This is a genomic window from Paenibacillus wulumuqiensis (assembly GCF_000971965.1).
Taxonomy (GTDB): Bacteria; Bacillota; Bacilli; order Paenibacillales; family Paenibacillaceae; genus Saccharibacillus; species Saccharibacillus wulumuqiensis.
This window is the reverse complement of sequence record NZ_LAQP01000013.1, coordinates 36,096-51,490: the sequence shown is the minus strand read 5'-3', so window position 1 is coordinate 51,490 and position 15,395 is coordinate 36,096. Positions and strand designations below refer to the sequence as shown.

At 47.7% G+C, this 15,395-nt stretch carries 20 protein-coding genes; 3 read left to right on the top strand and 17 right to left on the bottom strand.

From position 1 onward, the window contains the following. Positions 1-330: 330 nt before the first annotated feature. The 10 genes from WH45_RS15160 to WH45_RS15115 all read right to left on the bottom strand — a co-directional run bounded on the left by WH45_RS15160 (position 331) and on the right by WH45_RS15115 (position 9,610). Complete coding sequence (locus WH45_RS15160) at positions 331-774, bottom strand: MarR family winged helix-turn-helix transcriptional regulator (RefSeq protein WP_046215275.1); 444 nt, start codon at positions 772-774, stop codon at positions 331-333. A 51-nt stretch (positions 775-825) separates the two neighbouring features. Further along, a complete protein-coding gene (locus tag WH45_RS15155) occupies positions 826-1,923 on the bottom strand; it encodes an FUSC family protein (protein WP_046215274.1) in 1,098 nt (365 codons plus the stop codon). Positions 1,924-2,028: 105 nt separating this feature from the next. Beyond that, positions 2,029-2,538, bottom strand: a complete 510-nt coding sequence (locus WH45_RS15150; protein ID WP_046215273.1) for a DUF2062 domain-containing protein — start codon at positions 2,536-2,538, stop codon at positions 2,029-2,031. 230 nt (positions 2,539-2,768) lie between these two features. Then, positions 2,769-3,512: a glycerophosphodiester phosphodiesterase gene (locus tag WH45_RS15145; protein WP_046215272.1), complete on the bottom strand. Its 744-nt coding sequence runs from the start codon at positions 3,510-3,512 to the stop codon at positions 2,769-2,771. Positions 3,513-3,779: 267 nt separating this feature from the next. Beyond that, on the bottom strand, positions 3,780-5,222 hold the full coding sequence (locus tag WH45_RS15140) for a serine hydrolase (protein ID WP_046215271.1): 1,443 nt from the start codon (positions 5,220-5,222) through the stop codon (positions 3,780-3,782). Positions 5,223-5,552: 330 nt separating this feature from the next. Beyond that, the gene (locus WH45_RS15135) at positions 5,553-6,023 is read right to left on the bottom strand and encodes a DinB family protein (RefSeq protein ID WP_046215270.1); all 471 of its coding nucleotides are present in this window, start codon (positions 6,021-6,023) and stop codon (positions 5,553-5,555) included. 73 nt (positions 6,024-6,096) lie between these two features. Next, positions 6,097-6,291, bottom strand: coding sequence for a hypothetical protein (locus WH45_RS15130; protein ID WP_046215269.1), 195 nt, complete (start codon positions 6,289-6,291; stop codon positions 6,097-6,099). A gap of 439 nt (positions 6,292-6,730) precedes the next feature. Beyond that, a complete protein-coding gene (locus tag WH45_RS15125) occupies positions 6,731-7,786 on the bottom strand; it encodes a hypothetical protein (RefSeq protein ID WP_324292938.1) in 1,056 nt (351 codons plus the stop codon). A gap of 343 nt (positions 7,787-8,129) precedes the next feature. Next, complete coding sequence (locus WH45_RS15120; protein WP_046215267.1) at positions 8,130-8,666, bottom strand: sigma-70 family RNA polymerase sigma factor; 537 nt, start codon at positions 8,664-8,666, stop codon at positions 8,130-8,132. A gap of 212 nt (positions 8,667-8,878) precedes the next feature. Continuing rightward, positions 8,879-9,610, bottom strand: a complete 732-nt coding sequence (locus WH45_RS15115; protein WP_046215266.1) for a class I SAM-dependent methyltransferase — start codon at positions 9,608-9,610, stop codon at positions 8,879-8,881. A 108-nt stretch (positions 9,611-9,718) separates the two neighbouring features. On the opposite strand from WH45_RS15115, the gene WH45_RS15110 reads away from it, so the two are divergent. After that, entirely contained in the window at positions 9,719-10,006 is a 288-nt protein-coding gene (locus WH45_RS15110) for a hypothetical protein (RefSeq protein WP_046215265.1), read from the top strand. Between the two features lie 79 nt (positions 10,007-10,085). Next, positions 10,086-10,493 carry a PH domain-containing protein gene (locus tag WH45_RS15105; protein WP_052723803.1) on the top strand — a complete coding sequence of 136 codons (408 nt, stop codon included), beginning with the start codon at positions 10,086-10,088 and terminating at the stop codon, positions 10,491-10,493. A 99-nt stretch (positions 10,494-10,592) separates the two neighbouring features. On the opposite strand, the gene WH45_RS15100 is transcribed toward WH45_RS15105, so the two are convergent. The 3 genes from WH45_RS15100 to WH45_RS15090 form a co-directional block, all read right to left on the bottom strand. Further along, the gene (locus tag WH45_RS15100; protein ID WP_046215264.1) at positions 10,593-11,102 is read right to left on the bottom strand and encodes a ribonuclease; all 510 of its coding nucleotides are present in this window, start codon (positions 11,100-11,102) and stop codon (positions 10,593-10,595) included. Between the two features lie 98 nt (positions 11,103-11,200). Then, entirely contained in the window at positions 11,201-11,602 is a 402-nt protein-coding gene (locus tag WH45_RS15095) for an immunity 22 family protein (RefSeq protein ID WP_052723802.1), read from the bottom strand. A 266-nt stretch (positions 11,603-11,868) separates the two neighbouring features. Continuing rightward, the gene (locus WH45_RS15090) at positions 11,869-12,705 is read right to left on the bottom strand and encodes a formate/nitrite transporter family protein (RefSeq protein ID WP_046215263.1); all 837 of its coding nucleotides are present in this window, start codon (positions 12,703-12,705) and stop codon (positions 11,869-11,871) included. A 364-nt stretch (positions 12,706-13,069) separates the two neighbouring features. Here WH45_RS15090 and WH45_RS15085 point away from each other — a divergent pair, with 364 nt between their 5' ends. Continuing rightward, complete coding sequence (locus tag WH45_RS15085; RefSeq protein ID WP_046215262.1) at positions 13,070-13,354, top strand: hypothetical protein; 285 nt, start codon at positions 13,070-13,072, stop codon at positions 13,352-13,354. Positions 13,355-13,435: 81 nt separating this feature from the next. Here WH45_RS15085 and WH45_RS24280 read toward each other — a convergent pair whose 3' ends face one another. The 4 genes from WH45_RS24280 to WH45_RS15070 form a co-directional block, all read right to left on the bottom strand. Beyond that, on the bottom strand, positions 13,436-13,612 hold the full coding sequence (locus tag WH45_RS24280; protein ID WP_456093681.1) for a WapI family immunity protein: 177 nt from the start codon (positions 13,610-13,612) through the stop codon (positions 13,436-13,438). Positions 13,613-13,714: 102 nt separating this feature from the next. Then, a complete protein-coding gene (locus WH45_RS15080; protein ID WP_046215261.1) occupies positions 13,715-13,990 on the bottom strand; it encodes a barstar family protein in 276 nt (91 codons plus the stop codon). A gap of 318 nt (positions 13,991-14,308) precedes the next feature. Further along, positions 14,309-14,752 (bottom strand): ribonuclease, encoded by a 444-nt coding sequence (locus tag WH45_RS15075; protein ID WP_046215260.1) that lies wholly within the window; start codon positions 14,750-14,752, stop codon positions 14,309-14,311. A 288-nt stretch (positions 14,753-15,040) separates the two neighbouring features. After that, positions 15,041-15,346, bottom strand: coding sequence for a spore coat protein (locus WH45_RS15070; protein ID WP_046215259.1), 306 nt, complete (start codon positions 15,344-15,346; stop codon positions 15,041-15,043). Positions 15,347-15,395 lie beyond the last annotated feature (49 nt).

Here is a 15,395-nt window from a genome sequence, read left to right as displayed (position 1 = left end):
TCTACTATACCTTATTATTCAAAAATTTGCACAGTGAACCATCTGTCTGCTTATCCCTTCGACAGCCGACATTCCCGGAAAGTCCAACTTATCCATATATCCTGCAAAACAAACTCCCGGATGAAGGAAAAGCCCCTCTCATAGAGACGGAATGTTCCTTCATCCGGGAGTATTTGCAGTTTATGGAATGCTGTAGATGGGGTAGGCATGAACAGATCCGCAGCTATACGCAAGTTATAACGTTTTTGTCATAATATATCATGTATGGCAGTTGTTATATGCCTTGATATCATTCAGATCATCATTCCTGGTCTGTGTCGTCGGTTATGTTCAGTCCATATTCTTGATAATGCGGTCTACCAGCTTAAGGGTGATCTCTCTTTCTTCACGACTGAATCCGCTGAATACTTCTTCAATCGTCTGGGTGGCCTTGGCAGCCAGATCATCGAGGATGCTGCGGCAGTAATCGGTCAGATAAATCAGGTTGGTGCGGCGATCATCGGGATGCGGTACACGTGTCACCATCCCGCGGCGGATCATATTGTCGATCAGTCTGGATACGCTGGGCTGATCCTTGCGCGACAGGCGCGCCAGACGGTTTTGTGTCTGTCCATCTCTTTTCCACAGATAGGAAATCAGTATCCACTGTTCATGGGTTACCGGATAACCGGCATCCCGGAACTGCTGGTTTAAGCGATTGTTGGTCAGGCGTGAAGCGATTGCCAGTTTGTAGCCTATTGAATTTTCTAACTCGTAAGGAACATTTGTTGTCATTCCCGTCTATCTCCTTTGAACCGAATCCTTAGTATGGCTGGGCCCGGAAGATTACTTCCAGGGCCAGCTTGGGAAAGTGCGTCGTACCGATTTGGATTTGGCGCCGTCCTGATCATCATCGGAATCGCGCTGAGTGGATTCCAGATGATCGACGAGGCGGTTCAGCCGCTCCAACTGGTATCCATAATCATACATCACGGCAGCTACGATCGACAATCTTAGCACGCCGCCGAAGTTCTCCTGATAGCGTTCGATCATCGTATCGAGGAATTTGTCATTGGCTTCCTCGACTTCTTCCGCTTCACTGTTGTTATTTTTGATTTTGTTGTTCAGCTTGAGCAGGATATGCTCATGGAACTTGATCAGCTGTTCCAGATGGGCATCAAAGTATTCATCCATCTCCGGCGTTCGCTCCGCCTGAAAATAGTGCTGTTCAATCGCAGTCAGTACATCATTTCCCTTGCGCAGGGTAGTGACCATCTGCTTGTTGACGACCAGATGCCTCTGACGGCTGAGTGAAGCTTTTTTGAGCTTTTTGGATTCTTCTTCCATCAGATTGTATTTGTCGGACAGGGATTGAATGGCACCTTCCAGGGCACGCTTCTCTTCCCGGAAAACCGTTTCCTTGATCTCGTCCGATACGGCGGTACGCAGCAGCAGCGACAAGCGGCTGAACGTTGTCTCAATCTGTGCCTTGAACTGACCCAGCGGCTTGGGTGGGGCCACAAGTATATTAATCAGGAATGCCGATACAATCCCGATAATACTGAGAGTGAAACGGTTGAGTGCAAACTGCCATTGTCCCTGGCCGGATACTTCCATGACGGAAATAACGGTGACCAGTGTCAATCCAATCGTATCGCCCATATTCAGCCGCAGACAGATCATGATGACGACAATACACATCAGACCGACAGCTATCGGTTCGTTGGAAAATACCATCCCTCCCAGCAGGGCAAATATGGCTCCAAGGGTATTGGTCTGGATCTGATCCAGAAAGTAGCGGAATGAACGATAGATGGAAGGCTGCATGGCAAAAATAGCAGCGATCGCCGCGATAACAGGCGGCGTCAGATTAAGCCAGGAGCTAGCGTATAAAGCAAGCGTAACCGCAATTCCGGTTTTCAGCATGCGGGCTCCAAAATTCACGGATGTTCCTCCTTTGATATTACAGTTAGTAGGATTGGGTTCTGGGATAGCAAATGCAGAATATATTATATTACCCGTATGTGTGCCTGTATAATGCAGGAGGATTTATTTTTTGCCGCGCAGCATCCGCAGCAGATGTTCACGGTAGCGAAGCATTACCCATTTGATCACGATGTAAATAAGAATGCCAAAGATCAGACTGTTTACTGTAGCGCCAACCGTAAAATCAATACCGGCATCCCGCCAGCGATGTGCATGATGAATCGGCTGCATATAATCTTCAGGCCAGTCCGGGACCTGCACATGAAGCATCCGGGAAGGCAGACTGGACGAGCGCCAGAGTGTTACCAGAAAGTGTCCGGTATGGTAATTCATAAAAAAAGTAAGCGGCCAGATGAACGAATCCAATGATGCCGCAAAGATGGCTGCCGGCAAAGCTCCCTTGACAAGCCGGTTTAATCCAAGCGACAGCAGCGGACCGATACCGAGCAGCGGGTACCAGCTGGGAACAAGTCCTACTGCAAATCCTACCGCTACCTGATGCGCCCCTTTTCGAAGACGAAGGAGGCGAATCGTGTTTAACTTGAGATAGCGTCCAATACGTATTTTTCTCATTGCTGGTCTCCAATGTATGACCTTTAATTTCAGTACAGTTTATTGTAACTTGTTCTGTTACGCTTGAAAAGCTTGGTGTCTATATTGTCACCAAAACACAAAAAAGCGTGTATACGTTATCAACGGTATACAGCGCTTTTTATGTGGGTGTTTAGGTTACTTGATAATAATTTGGTTATGAAAGGGCTGTTCTGCCGCTGGAGGGCAATGTACCGATATGCCCGAGCTTTTTAGCGTCCTGCCGCAGAACCCTGCAGCAGTTCATGCAGGCGGTCCGGATAATCGGTAATGATGCCGCTTACTCCCATTCGGATCAGCTCGCGCATCTCGGACGGATCATTTACGGTAAATGGATTGTAGATGACACCCTGCTCGGCCGCCTGCTGTACCATCCGGTCGTTCATAAACCGGTAGTACGGATGCAGTGCGGAAGCACCGATACTGCGCGCGTATTTCCAAGGTTCAAACAGATTCTCCCCATACAGTATCGCTGTATGGATCTCCGGCGCAATCCGCTTACAGGTCACCAGCGAATAGTGGTTAAAGCTGGAGATGATCACCCGCTGGGACAATCCACGCTTGCGGACAGCAGCAATCACTTTCTCCTCCATGCCTTCGTAAAGTTCCAGATTATTTTTCAATTCGATATTCAGCATCATGCCGGTCGGCTCGATCCAGTCCAGCAGCTGTCCAAGTGTAGGAATACGCTCACCGGCAAATTCACTGCTGTACCATGACCCTGCATCCAGTTCCATGATCTGACGATAGGTCAGGTCCTTGATCTCACCGGCCTGTCCGGTCGTACGCTGCACGCTCTCGTCATGAATCAGCACCAGACGGCCATCCCGGGTCATCTGTACATCGGTCTCAATTCCAGTAGCTCCAAGTTCAAGGCTTTTACGGAAAGCAGCCATCGTATTCTCCGGGCAATATCCCGAAGCTCCGCGATGCGCATAGTTTACAATCGTATTCATTGTATAAGCTCCTTTCGGCCAGACGCTGTGAGTAATATGAGGCTATAAGTCGGAAACAAGTACTTTGACCATTATAATGTTCCAATATTCGGGGAGTGTCAAATATGGTACAGACTGCTTATTTTGCCGATTCCATCTGTTCGGTACAGGCCTCTGTCTGACTGCAATTGGCCTCATAAAAGCCAAAAGACCGTCTTCCCAACAGGGAAAACGGTCTTCGGATTCTGCACAGCCTGGCTGCCGGAAGAACCGGAGCAGCTGTGCTATTTATTTAACCAGCGCTTTGTTCGCCAGTGTCTGGGTATCGGTTAGCATTGTCGCCATATCCATACCGTAATGATTGCCCAGCAGGATGACCATCACATCATCATCCAGATTATACGTAAATCCGGTCGCATAACCGGTACCGCTGCCGTTATGGTAGATCGTATGCTTGCCGGCTACATCCTTGATCAGGAACGCATACCCATATGGTTTGAGCTCCGAATATGGAGTGAACATCCGGTCGATCGTCTGCTCGCTCAGGATCGTATGTTTGGCAAAAGAACGATACCATTTCATCATATCATCCAGGCTGGAATAGAATGTGCCGGTACCGGATTGGGATACATAGTAGTCCGCCTCTTTCCATTCATCGGTCGTTTTGTCTTTGACATACCCTTTGATGGTTTTGGATTCCGGTGTCGCTTCGCCGGTATCCTTCATATTCAGCGGGTCCAGGAATGTCTGCTGGATGTACTGTCCGTAGGTCTCGCCGGATACCTGCTCCACGATGTAGGCGAGCAGTACATATCCCTGGTTGCTGTAGTTAAATGTAGTACCCGGTTCAAAGCGCAGCGGCTTGGTTTTGATCTCGTTCACTGTATCCTGCAGTGTTACGCCTTCACCGCGGGTAAAGTTGGAGTTAAAACCTGCCGTGTGCGAGAGCAACATATGAATCGTCATCTCATCACCGCGCGGGAAATCCGGAATATACTTGGTCAGCTTATCGTCTAGGCTGATTTTGCCTTCTTCCACCAGCTTCATAATCGAAGATGCGGTAAAGGATTTGCTCAGGGAAGCGATCCGGGAAATGCCGTTGGGATCGGTTGTGCTCTGTCCACCGGACAGGCCGTAGCCTTTTTTCAGCACAACTTTTCCTTTGTAGGCAACCAGTGCCAGACCGGAGTAGCCCTGTTTTTGTAAATATTCGTCAACGGTTTTCGCCGAGCTGTTCATTACGGTTGCCTGATCCGGCGTCAGATTGATCGTTGCCAGCTCCGGTGTGGAGTTTAGTGTCAGCTTGGCTTTGAAAGCATCCGCCAGAAAACGTGCCGGTACCATCATCGTTCCGTTCACATTGCGCGATGGCTCCGGCATTTGAAGGGTGTATCCGTCCAGTGTGATAACCGATGTATTCGGTGTATGTACAATGGTATCTCCATTGCTGTACATGACGACCGAGCGGGTTGGTGCATCCCAGGTCGCTCTTGCTCCCAGTGCACTTGCAGCTTCGCGCAGCGGCACCATAGTCGTACCGTTCATGACAAATGGTGCAGTAGACCAGTTGATTTCCTGACCGGCAATGGTAATGACAGCCGGTTTCTCACTGGCAGCCGCCTGTACCTGCGGCATGGAGTACGAAGCTGATCCGATCGATACGGTTAACGCGCTGACAACAGCCAGCTTGGCAGCCAGTGCGAGTCTGCTGCCTTTCGATTTGAATAACATAATGATAAAATCCTCCCGAGTCCAAAGTAGCATTATTCCTATGCTCATGCAGCCGATAAATGCAGCACTATCTATTATAAAGGTCGAAGCTTGACCGAAGCAAGGCTTACGACAATCTGTATTTCCTGCTATTTCTGCCTCTTGGTCTGGTGCTGCCAGCTGCTTTTATTCTCTTCCCTTATAAGTTTGTACTCCTCTTATCCCATAAAGTTGTGATATTGTTGCGAATTTTATGGCAGGTCCGGATAGGTAAATGGGTAAATACGCAGAAAAAGGCAGGGCATCATTTTACAGCGGCTGCCCTGCCTTTTCCTATTGTCTACTGTCCGGTCAGCTTAATCCCCGCCGGATCAGATTCGCCGAGACGGGCTCCCGTCCCAATTCACGTGACCATACCGACAGCTGACCCATATGATGAATCTCATGCGCGATCACATGCCGCATCACTTCACCGTATGTATACTGTTCCGCACTGCCGTCTTTTCGGACAGCCTGCAGGATCTGCTGTTCCATCTCCGGTGTCCATTCACTCACATAACGGCTGATCTCCGGCTGGAAACGATCAGACAGGTCGATGATCTGTTCCAGTGAATCTACAGTTTGGAACCATTCACTCTGATCCGGCTTGCCCTGCAGGTCACAGAGCCAGCTATGTTCCACATCAACAATATGGATCAGCGTCTTCAGTATGCTGCCTACTCCGCCTGTACGCTGACGGGTAAGCTCTGATGTCGGCAGTTGCCTGCACCAGTCCATCCATTCCTGCCGAACCTGCCAGTTGTAACGAAATAGCATTTCCATCGCTCGGTTCCTCTTCTCTCATATAGTATGGAGATGATGTATGTTCATGCGCTGAAGTGACTCTATGAACAGTTTACAGGAAATGATACAGATATGTCTTGCCGTCCATGCTGCGCTGATCCGGATCGTAGATAATGGCGTTGAGCAGCTGCTCGACCGTCAGGGTCATGATGAATTTCTGCAGTTCGCGCTGGGTATCAAATTGCAGACGCAGCGGCTGATGCTGTCCGTCTTGCAAGGCGATATCCCAGGTAGGCTGTTGTGGCATGGATGGTCTCTCCTTTTCACCGTAATTAGATTGCTGGGGATGATCTGCTTCTTTGGGTTATAACGTGCATTATTGCGTCTATCGTTCTTGCATCATTCGCTGCGGAAAGGGATAAGGAAGCGTCCTCCGGTTAAACCTGGAGATCCTGAATCGTTTATTCGAAAAAGGGAGCTCCAAGCTTACATGTCGTCCTTCGTCCATATTCCCTCTCCTTCACTAAGTGCGGGAACGGTTGGTTGCATACGTGTGTTGAACAGCTTGTATTCTACAGTAATACCCATATTTCTGTAGGTACGTACCATTCAGTAGGGGAAGCGGTCTTTGTTTATAAAAGGATACGAGCAGCCGACTTACTCTGATCATATGCTGCACAAAAAATGCGTGTCTGCCATGCATGTCTATATCCACTTTACAAAGGTGCATCAATCGCTATTCTCTACTATTTAATTTGCTCTTTAAACGGCTGCTTCGGGTAAATGATACTGCTCGGATCATCAAACATCTTGAACGTAAGCGGCTGTTGATAGGCAGCCGTACCGTCGATAATAATTTCATAACCTTTATATGCGTCTCCTTCGTACAATTGATTCTGCTCCAATTTATAATTTTTGCCTGAAGCATCTGTAAATGTATCCATTGCAAAAAAGTATCGATCATCATATGGATCAATCGAAGGATATGTCAACCCGATTCGGATCTTTTTCCGTTCTGTATCCTTGATAATGTACTTAACTTTGGTAAAGGTATCCGGCGGATTGGTTATTTTCTGCTGCTGTGTATCCAGTGTCAGGGCAAATGGTTTCGGTGAATTAAGCTTAATTTTGGCAAAATTTATCCATAACGACTGATCCTTTTTAAAGTACGTGCTGGTGTAATAGGCAATAAGATGCCCAGTTTGGCCCTCCCAGTAAAAATCTCCACCTTCTTCCAATAGTGGGATGTGCCCCAGCCCGGTAGGTTCATTTATCAGCAGGTCAGCTCCCGCATAATTCAGTTCTCTTCCTGTATGGAATTTCATGGTGTATTCCAGTTCCATCCGAAGCGGTGTCTGCCGAAGTTCGCTCAGCTGCACCATATAATCCTGAAAAGCATATGTGCGATGAATCGGCTGTGTCCGTTCCATGTTTTTGTAGCGCGAAGTGTCGATTGAGAATGGAAGGCGAATGTACCCATAATCTCCTGTTGTAATGCCATCGGATAATTCAAGAGACAATACCATCTTTTCCGGAATATCATTTCCTTTCATAAAATCAAAAACGAGCGCTCCCTGGCTAATGTTTTTGGCGGAATTAGGCATTGCAAAATTGCCAGAGTATGTGCCAAGTCCCTTATTTTGATCCGTATTCATAAGAGTCGGAGAAAGATTAGGACCGAATAATAAACGCTGATTTTTATTGGTATTCTCTGTCCTATACAGCACAATCACTCGTCGGCTGTCTGCAACTACGCCATCTAGTTGAAAAATGTAATTCCCTTTAATCATTTTCTGATTCAACGGCTGATACAATCCATGTTCAATCGCAGGCTGGAGTGTATGACGGAATACATCCAATCTGGACAGGTAGCCGACATAGTCAGGCACATTTGTACTGTACTGTTCCGGCACCACTTTATTCTTCGAGGCCTGATACTGACCGACTGTCACGAATATGCCTGCCCCCAATAATATCGTTATAGCCGCTGCAACGCCTATCAGTGAATGTGCAATTCGCTTACGCCCCGTCCTTTTCTGCTGGCGGGCCTGATCAATGCCGGAGCGGATTGCCCTGTCCATCCGCTCATCATCCATGTGATCAGCTTGTTGCTTCATTTCATCGGTATACTTTTGCAGCCTCTGATCATTCCGCTTTTCCATATGGCAGTTCACCTCCGATATGCATTTTGCCTCGAATCTGTTTCAGTCCCTGATGAAGCCAGGTTTTGATCGTACCTTCCGATCGCTTCAGCACCCTGGCAATCTCTTTTACTGTCATATCATCGTAATACTTCAGTACAAGTACATGGCGATAATTGGGTTTGAGTCGATCCAGTGCGCGTTCCAGATCCATTCTATCTTCTTGTTTCATCTCCGTAATCTGTCCGGACGTATGATGCTCTGTCAGTGTAATATTTCGCTTGCGGCGTTTCAATTCATCCATACAGCAATGAATCAGAATCCGAATAAGCCAGGGGATAAAAGCGTCAGGGGCGCGCAGCTTGTGACATTTGCACAATCCCCGGTACGTCACCTCCTGCAGCATTTCCAGAGCATCCTCTTCACTACGCATGTATCCATAAGCAATGCCATACAGTCTGCGGCGGTGCAGTGATACCAACCTGTAGTATGATTCTTCATCTCCATTACATGCCGCCGCTGCCAATTCTCTCTCTTCCACAGGATGCCTCCTCTCGCTATATTTATAATTTGAAAAATATGTATGCCTGAGAGCCTACTGCTACCAACTTTTCTTTCTATCCGTCTGTATATAAATAAGACTATCTCACCATCCAAACGGTTTTTTTATTTTATTCATACCAAAAAAGGGAGCAGCTTCTGCTGCTTCCCTCTGCAAACCTGTGCTGTATGGGTAATTCAACTCTATACCTGTTATACAGGTTTCACTGCCCGGAAAATAATAAATGACGGCTTTCGCCACTCATGAACCAGCGTCGGCATCTTGTCCACCGCTCCGGGGATCGGTTCCGGCTCGTTGACCTGCTCAATCTGCAGTCCATGCCGGATCATGCCGTTCAGCAGCGTGGACAGGGTACGGTGGTATTTGACCACATCTTCTACCACCCAGCGGGTATGACGGATGCCTTCCTCGGAGTAGTTATCCAGCGCATAGTGCAGCCGCTGACCCTGCTGGTCTTCGACCCAGCCATCCATATCAAGCTTGGCTGTCGTGACCGGATGCTCGGTGGAAAAGACCAGATGACCTCCCGGATGCAGCCAGCGGGCAATCCGGTCCATCAGCGCCTCATAATCTTCCACATAATGAAACGCCAGTGAACTGACAATCAGGTCAAAAGATTCCGCGGCAAAATCCAGTTCTTCCATCGGACCATGGATATAGCGGATCTTCGGATGCTCTGCTGCCAGACTGAGCATCCGGGCTGAGATATCCGCTCCGGTCACATGAGCAGCGCCCTGACCGATCATATAGGCAGCCAGCTGGCCGGAACCGCAGCCCATATCCAATACCTGCCTGTCCTGCAGTTCGGGCAGCATTCCCATCAGGGCAGGCTGTTCCACAAAGTCGTTATATGTAATCCCTGTACTGCGCAATCGATGATAATACTCGAAAAATTCCGGGTCATCGTAAATGTTTTGACGCATTCTGATCGCCTCCTGAGGTAGTGGCCTATCCGGGAAATGATGGAAATTGTTGTCCGGTTCTGTTATTTTAAATGTACATCTGCACTCTTAATCTGAAGAGGTGAATCCATGAAATCCAGATTGCTGCGATTAGCGGTTATGGCCCTTGTGGCTGTGGTCGCACTAACGTTTATCTATTATAGCAGTATCCAGATGATTGAAGGTACCTACCAGGTGGTCGGGGTCACCGACAAAGGCATCGTGGTCCAAAGGGGCAGCGAAGAAAGCAGTCTGCGCACCACTCCTGATATGATGGAGCTGATCCAGATGAATCATTTCTATGATATCGGGTATGAGAAGAGACTGCTGCAGGCTCCGGTCATCGATTATATTCGTCTCCATCCTGCTGGCCGCTGAGGGCTATCATCGGCGGCCAAATTTCCAGTATCCTATTCTACGGTCATGACCAGATTGACGAATGAGAGGAGTACACGAGATGCATACGTATACAAGCAAAAAAGACCGGATCTCGGCCATTATGTTCGGCCTGCTTATTACCATTATGATCGGCCTCGCCTGCCTGAATGTATGGACCAAGCATCTGCTGACGATCATTATCCCGCTGCTGGTCGTTATGTTCATCCTGTGGATATGGATCGGGACGGTCTACAAAATTGTTCAGAACAGCCTGACCATCCGCTCCGGTCCGTTCCGCTGGGATATCCCGGTACAGGATATTCATACGATACAGCCTTCACGCAAGCTCATCTCCAGCCCGGCGCTATCTCTGGAACGCCTGGAGATCAAGTACGGCACCGACAGCATTCTCATCTCCCCTGTCCAGGAAAATGATCTGATTCAGGAGCTGCTGCGGATCAATCCAGCTATTCATATCAAGAAATGAAGGCGCTTTAATCCATCAGCATATCTCATAAATAGGCGCCAGTTCAGCTAAGTGGAACTGGCGCCCTTCGTATTTTCCTGTCTGTCTACACTCCAATGGCTACTTCATCTGCTGAAATGACTTGTAATGATTGGTCGTTTTGTAGATCAATCCGTCGGATGAGTATAGAATCCGGTCAGCTCCGCGGAACCCGGATGTGTAATTGATATCCGCTTCATGCCATTTTCGCCCGGATGCACGGGGCAGTCGTCCTTCGCGGTTGCCGAACACATCACCGCCGATGCTTTTGCCCGGTGCTACTTTATCCAGATTGCCTTTGCCGGCATCCCAGCCCAGCTGTTCGGCTTCTTTCTTCGTTATATAATTGCAGGGTAGCTCGCCATGCTGCCGTAGATAATCGGCGACACCGTCAAATGTATTGATAACCGTGCAGCCAGTTTTCCCGGATGAATCGGTCGAAACGGAAGCGGCCTGCTCGCCGGACTGAGGTGCTGAACTGCTGCCTGGCTCACCGGTGAGATTCAGCCCGAACCGGTCACCTGCTCCAAACAGCAGCACTACCGCGGCGATGATCAACACGATAATACTGGATAATGATTTCTTGGACATAATTCCTCCTGTGCACACATGCTGTGATTGGTGCTGTATCACGATAGGAATCACATGACAGCTCCACATACCATTATGCTATCCAGTCCACTGTCTGTCTACAGCATCTCACAATCTACAGCACCGATATACGTCCACAGCTGTCCGCCAACATTCGCCTGCCGGATCGTTCCTTTATAGTCAAAATGGTACAGCAGCACTGCCGCATTTACTTTATCCCGCTCCAGTCTGGCTGGCTCCGGCAGCAATCTGGTAAACTCAGGCAGCAGCAGCTCACTGTACGATATATCCTGCAGAGCCGTCGCCCAATCCTGCCCCGGCGTCTCCAGCAGCAGCGCCTCCCGGAAATCATCGTCAAAATGATCCAGTTCAAACGCCTGCGCAAACAGCGGAAGTTCCGAATCTCCATCTTCCTCATAGGTGAATTCCAGCATCTCTTCCAACTGTTCTTCCGAAGCGGCATAGCCGATCCACAGCGATACCCGATTTTCCTTTTCCATTCCCTTGTTGCCCCTCCCGATTAAAATCAATTACTGAATATGGCCTGGATGAATTGGTATAATGATTAATTCTATTATATAGACTTGAGCGTGCAGAGCATAATAGAGCCTGATCGATCATTATCCACAGCTATACAAATCAATATAACAAAACAGCGTACAGACCCACGTTCATATACGTGTGGTCCATACGCTGCCTGAATGATCATCTTATTTATTCCGTTATCACGCTCACCACAGTCTGCATACAGACTGCCGGTGGATCGTTACACAGCGTTTTTCTGCGTGGAAGTTTCTGCTTTTACTGCAGCTGTATTGGTTTTGTTCTGACGGCGAACCGGAGAAATGAACCAGTACGCCATCCCCACGAATACCGCACCACCCACGATGTTGCCGAGGGTTACCGGAATCATGTTATGCATCCAGCCTGCCACAGTGATTGTATCCGGATGGCCTGGCAGCAGCAGTGCTGTCGACAACAGTGTCATGTTGGCCACACTATGCTCATAACCGCTGGCGATAAATGCGTACAGACACCACCAGATCAATACCAGCTTGGAGATATCATCCTTGGCACGCGAAGCCATCCAAATGGCCAGACAGACGAGCCAGTTACACAGAATACCGCGGAAGAACAGCATCGATACAGGCAGCGACATCTTGGTGGCAGCCGCCTTGAAGATCAGATGGTCCGCACCGATCTGCTGGAACAATCCTGTACCATACACGAGCAGACTCAGCACAACCGCCCCGACGAGGTTACCGATAAAGACGAGTACCCAGTTCTTGCCCAGATCCCCCATCGTCGTACGGCGAGCCAGCGTACTCATCGTGAAAAACATATTATTGCCTGTAAACAGCTCGGAACCTGCGAAAATAACGAGCGTCAGCGCAATACCAAACGACATCCCCATAACGATTGACTGCAGCGGCGAATGAATAGCTGCCAGCGGCGCACCGATCGAGAAGATCAGAATAATCCCGATCCCCACATAAGCCCCGGCCAGCATGGCAGATGCAAAATAACGCAGCACACTTTCATTCATCTTCTCTTTTTTCTTCACAGCAGCTTCTATAATATTCTGTACACCTTCAGTAAACATATCAATTCCCCCTGAAATAGCTTGTTCTTGTCGAAATCTTTCACTTTTTAAATTAAAAATGAACTATTTCTTTTTTGATTATACAAATTCCTTACGTATCCCGAAGTGACATTTCTCACTATTTGTGAATTATTTCACTTTATTTTGCGTGGATGATTCCAGAACTACATAAGCTCCTGAAATTTTTAATTGTATGATCTGCGAATATACCAGGCAATCTATCTTTGATTCTACAATTGAGAAAGTGTAGTGTCAGGTAAGATTGTAAATTTTTAATTCATTTTATATACTATACACTTGTATATTCATCAGTACAGCGAACGATATGTACGGTGCTTATAAAGTATAAAGGAGATTCTAACGTATGATAATTTTACAGCGATTCGTAATAACAATAACGCTTGCTTTGCTCCTTTTCAGCTTGTTTCCGGAGAATGGCATCTTGGCATCTCCATCATCCAATACAGGTTCAGCGGATCTGCAGACAAAGGAAAAAATTATGCAGGAATATGGACTTTCCGCACCTACTCCAGACGCTCATGAATATGATCTTTTTACACATGGCGATTGGGGGATAAGTTTCGGTGAAACAGACCCTGCTGTCAATTCCTGGTCGCGAATCATATGGGCATTAATTAGAGCCATCTAAATAAACGTAACCGTTGGCAGCTCTTATGGTTATTTTGTTTTTATAATGAATAATGGGTTGCCCTTTGCGGATATTGTTGAGTCATTTTTTCATTTGGATCAATTCAGAAGTCATTAGACAGGGAGATTTCAGCTTTACTGACTTTCCTGCTAAAGACTGTATGCTCAAAGTAACCATTAACCAATCATCGTAATAATCTTCAATCGTCGTATACTGATAATCACTAATCTGAAATTCAAATTGGATCTCTTCATTTATTAAAAGTATGTCTCATCATCCCTTTTCTATCTATCTATTTCATTAAGCAATCTCAAACTGCTGTACTTCACTTCGTTGCATGAACTTATCCTACATCCGGATTTAATCCTGCACCACAACCCGGAACCCGATTCCTTCCTCTTCCGCTTCTTCCAGCAGACTGCGCACCCGCTCCGCCTGATCGCCCAGTCGCTCCTGACTGACTCCATAGTTCGTCCAATGCAGCTCCAGCGGCAGCTCGATCATACCGGTCAGGCAATCCCAGAGCGCATCCAGATTACCCCCGTAAAATTCAGGCAGCTCCAACTTTTCCTTAAGCTGCTCGTGCAGTTCCTGAATTGTCGAGAATTCCTCTCCATTTAACCATACTGTCTTCATTTCCTGTTCCTCCCTCATTCCATTAACCGATAGTGTTCCTTCATTATGTATACGATTATAACATCACTACACCATAATCCTGCATCCTGGCAGCAGCGCCCGGTTGCAGGATTATAGGTAATGATCATGGTTACTCTCCACTGCGGCGTGAACGCTCTGTTCTCTCACCGCTTTTCCAGACAGGCGGGACTCGGGCCGGATGGGCGGTCATCGTCGGTTACCGCCTATTCTCCAATTATATTTCCATTACTATGGAAACTGCCCCATTCTGTCTTCCCAACCTGCCCAGGTCTCTATCCGGTTATCTATGTGTCTGTGTTATTTCATGCGGGTGAAGCTGGCATAGTGATCGGTCGTCTTGTAGATCAGACCGTCATTGGAGTACAGGATGCGATCCGAATTGCGGAAGCCAGATACATAGTTGATATCGGCTTCGCGCCATGTGCGTCCGCTTGCTGCCGGCAGCAGTCCTTCGCGGTTGCTGAATACGTCGCCGCCGATGCTTTTGCCTGGTGCGACTTCAGCCAGATTGCCTTTGGAGGATACCCAGCCGAGAGCGCTGGCCTGGGATTTGGTAATGAAATTGCATGGCAGCTTTCCGTTAGCGGACAGATAGTTGGCTACACCGGTAAAGGTATTGATGATCGTACAGCTGGCCGCAGAAGCCTTTTCTGCCTGCAGGACAGGCGCTGCTTGTGAACCCGTGAAGAAGACGACCGTCAGCATCATTGCGAGTAGTGCCGTGGACCAAAACTTTTTCATAAATACATCCTCCTATGTAATGCGTAATGGTGGGACTGTTCGTTACCTTAAACGTCCTGAACAGATTATAGGTAGCAAATTATCCACTTACCAGTTATATCACATGGATTTGTATAAATCTTCAATTTTAATCTCTGGATTTGTAAATTTTTAAAAATATAACCTCATGGGAAAATATACAAAAAAGCTGACAGGGCATAAATGCCTCCTATCAGCTTTGGATCGATCTTTTATATATTCTGTCAGTTCTCTTCCGTCTTACTCTATATCAAAGCGCGTGCTGCCGGATCATGGGTTCGGCAGATTGATAACCATCTCTGCTTTCTTGATATCATCCTTGAGCAGTTCATTCACGTCATAGGATTTATATAATCCATTATCGATCATGTACTTGGCAATCATCGCATGAAATTCGATTTCCTGATTAAGTTGTCTTTGCAGCACTTCTCTCACCTTAGGGGTCGCCGCTTCGGTAATGGCAACTGCATAGGTTCTGACGGAAGTCTTGGCAGCGAGCAGCAGATCGGCTGCAATCGCGGCATCGGTCATGGCTGGCATTCCTACCTGTTCGGCGAGCTTGTCTTTTATCGACATCTTCAGCACTCCTTTGTATTTGGACTCTCGTGATGTGGTTCCGGCTGGC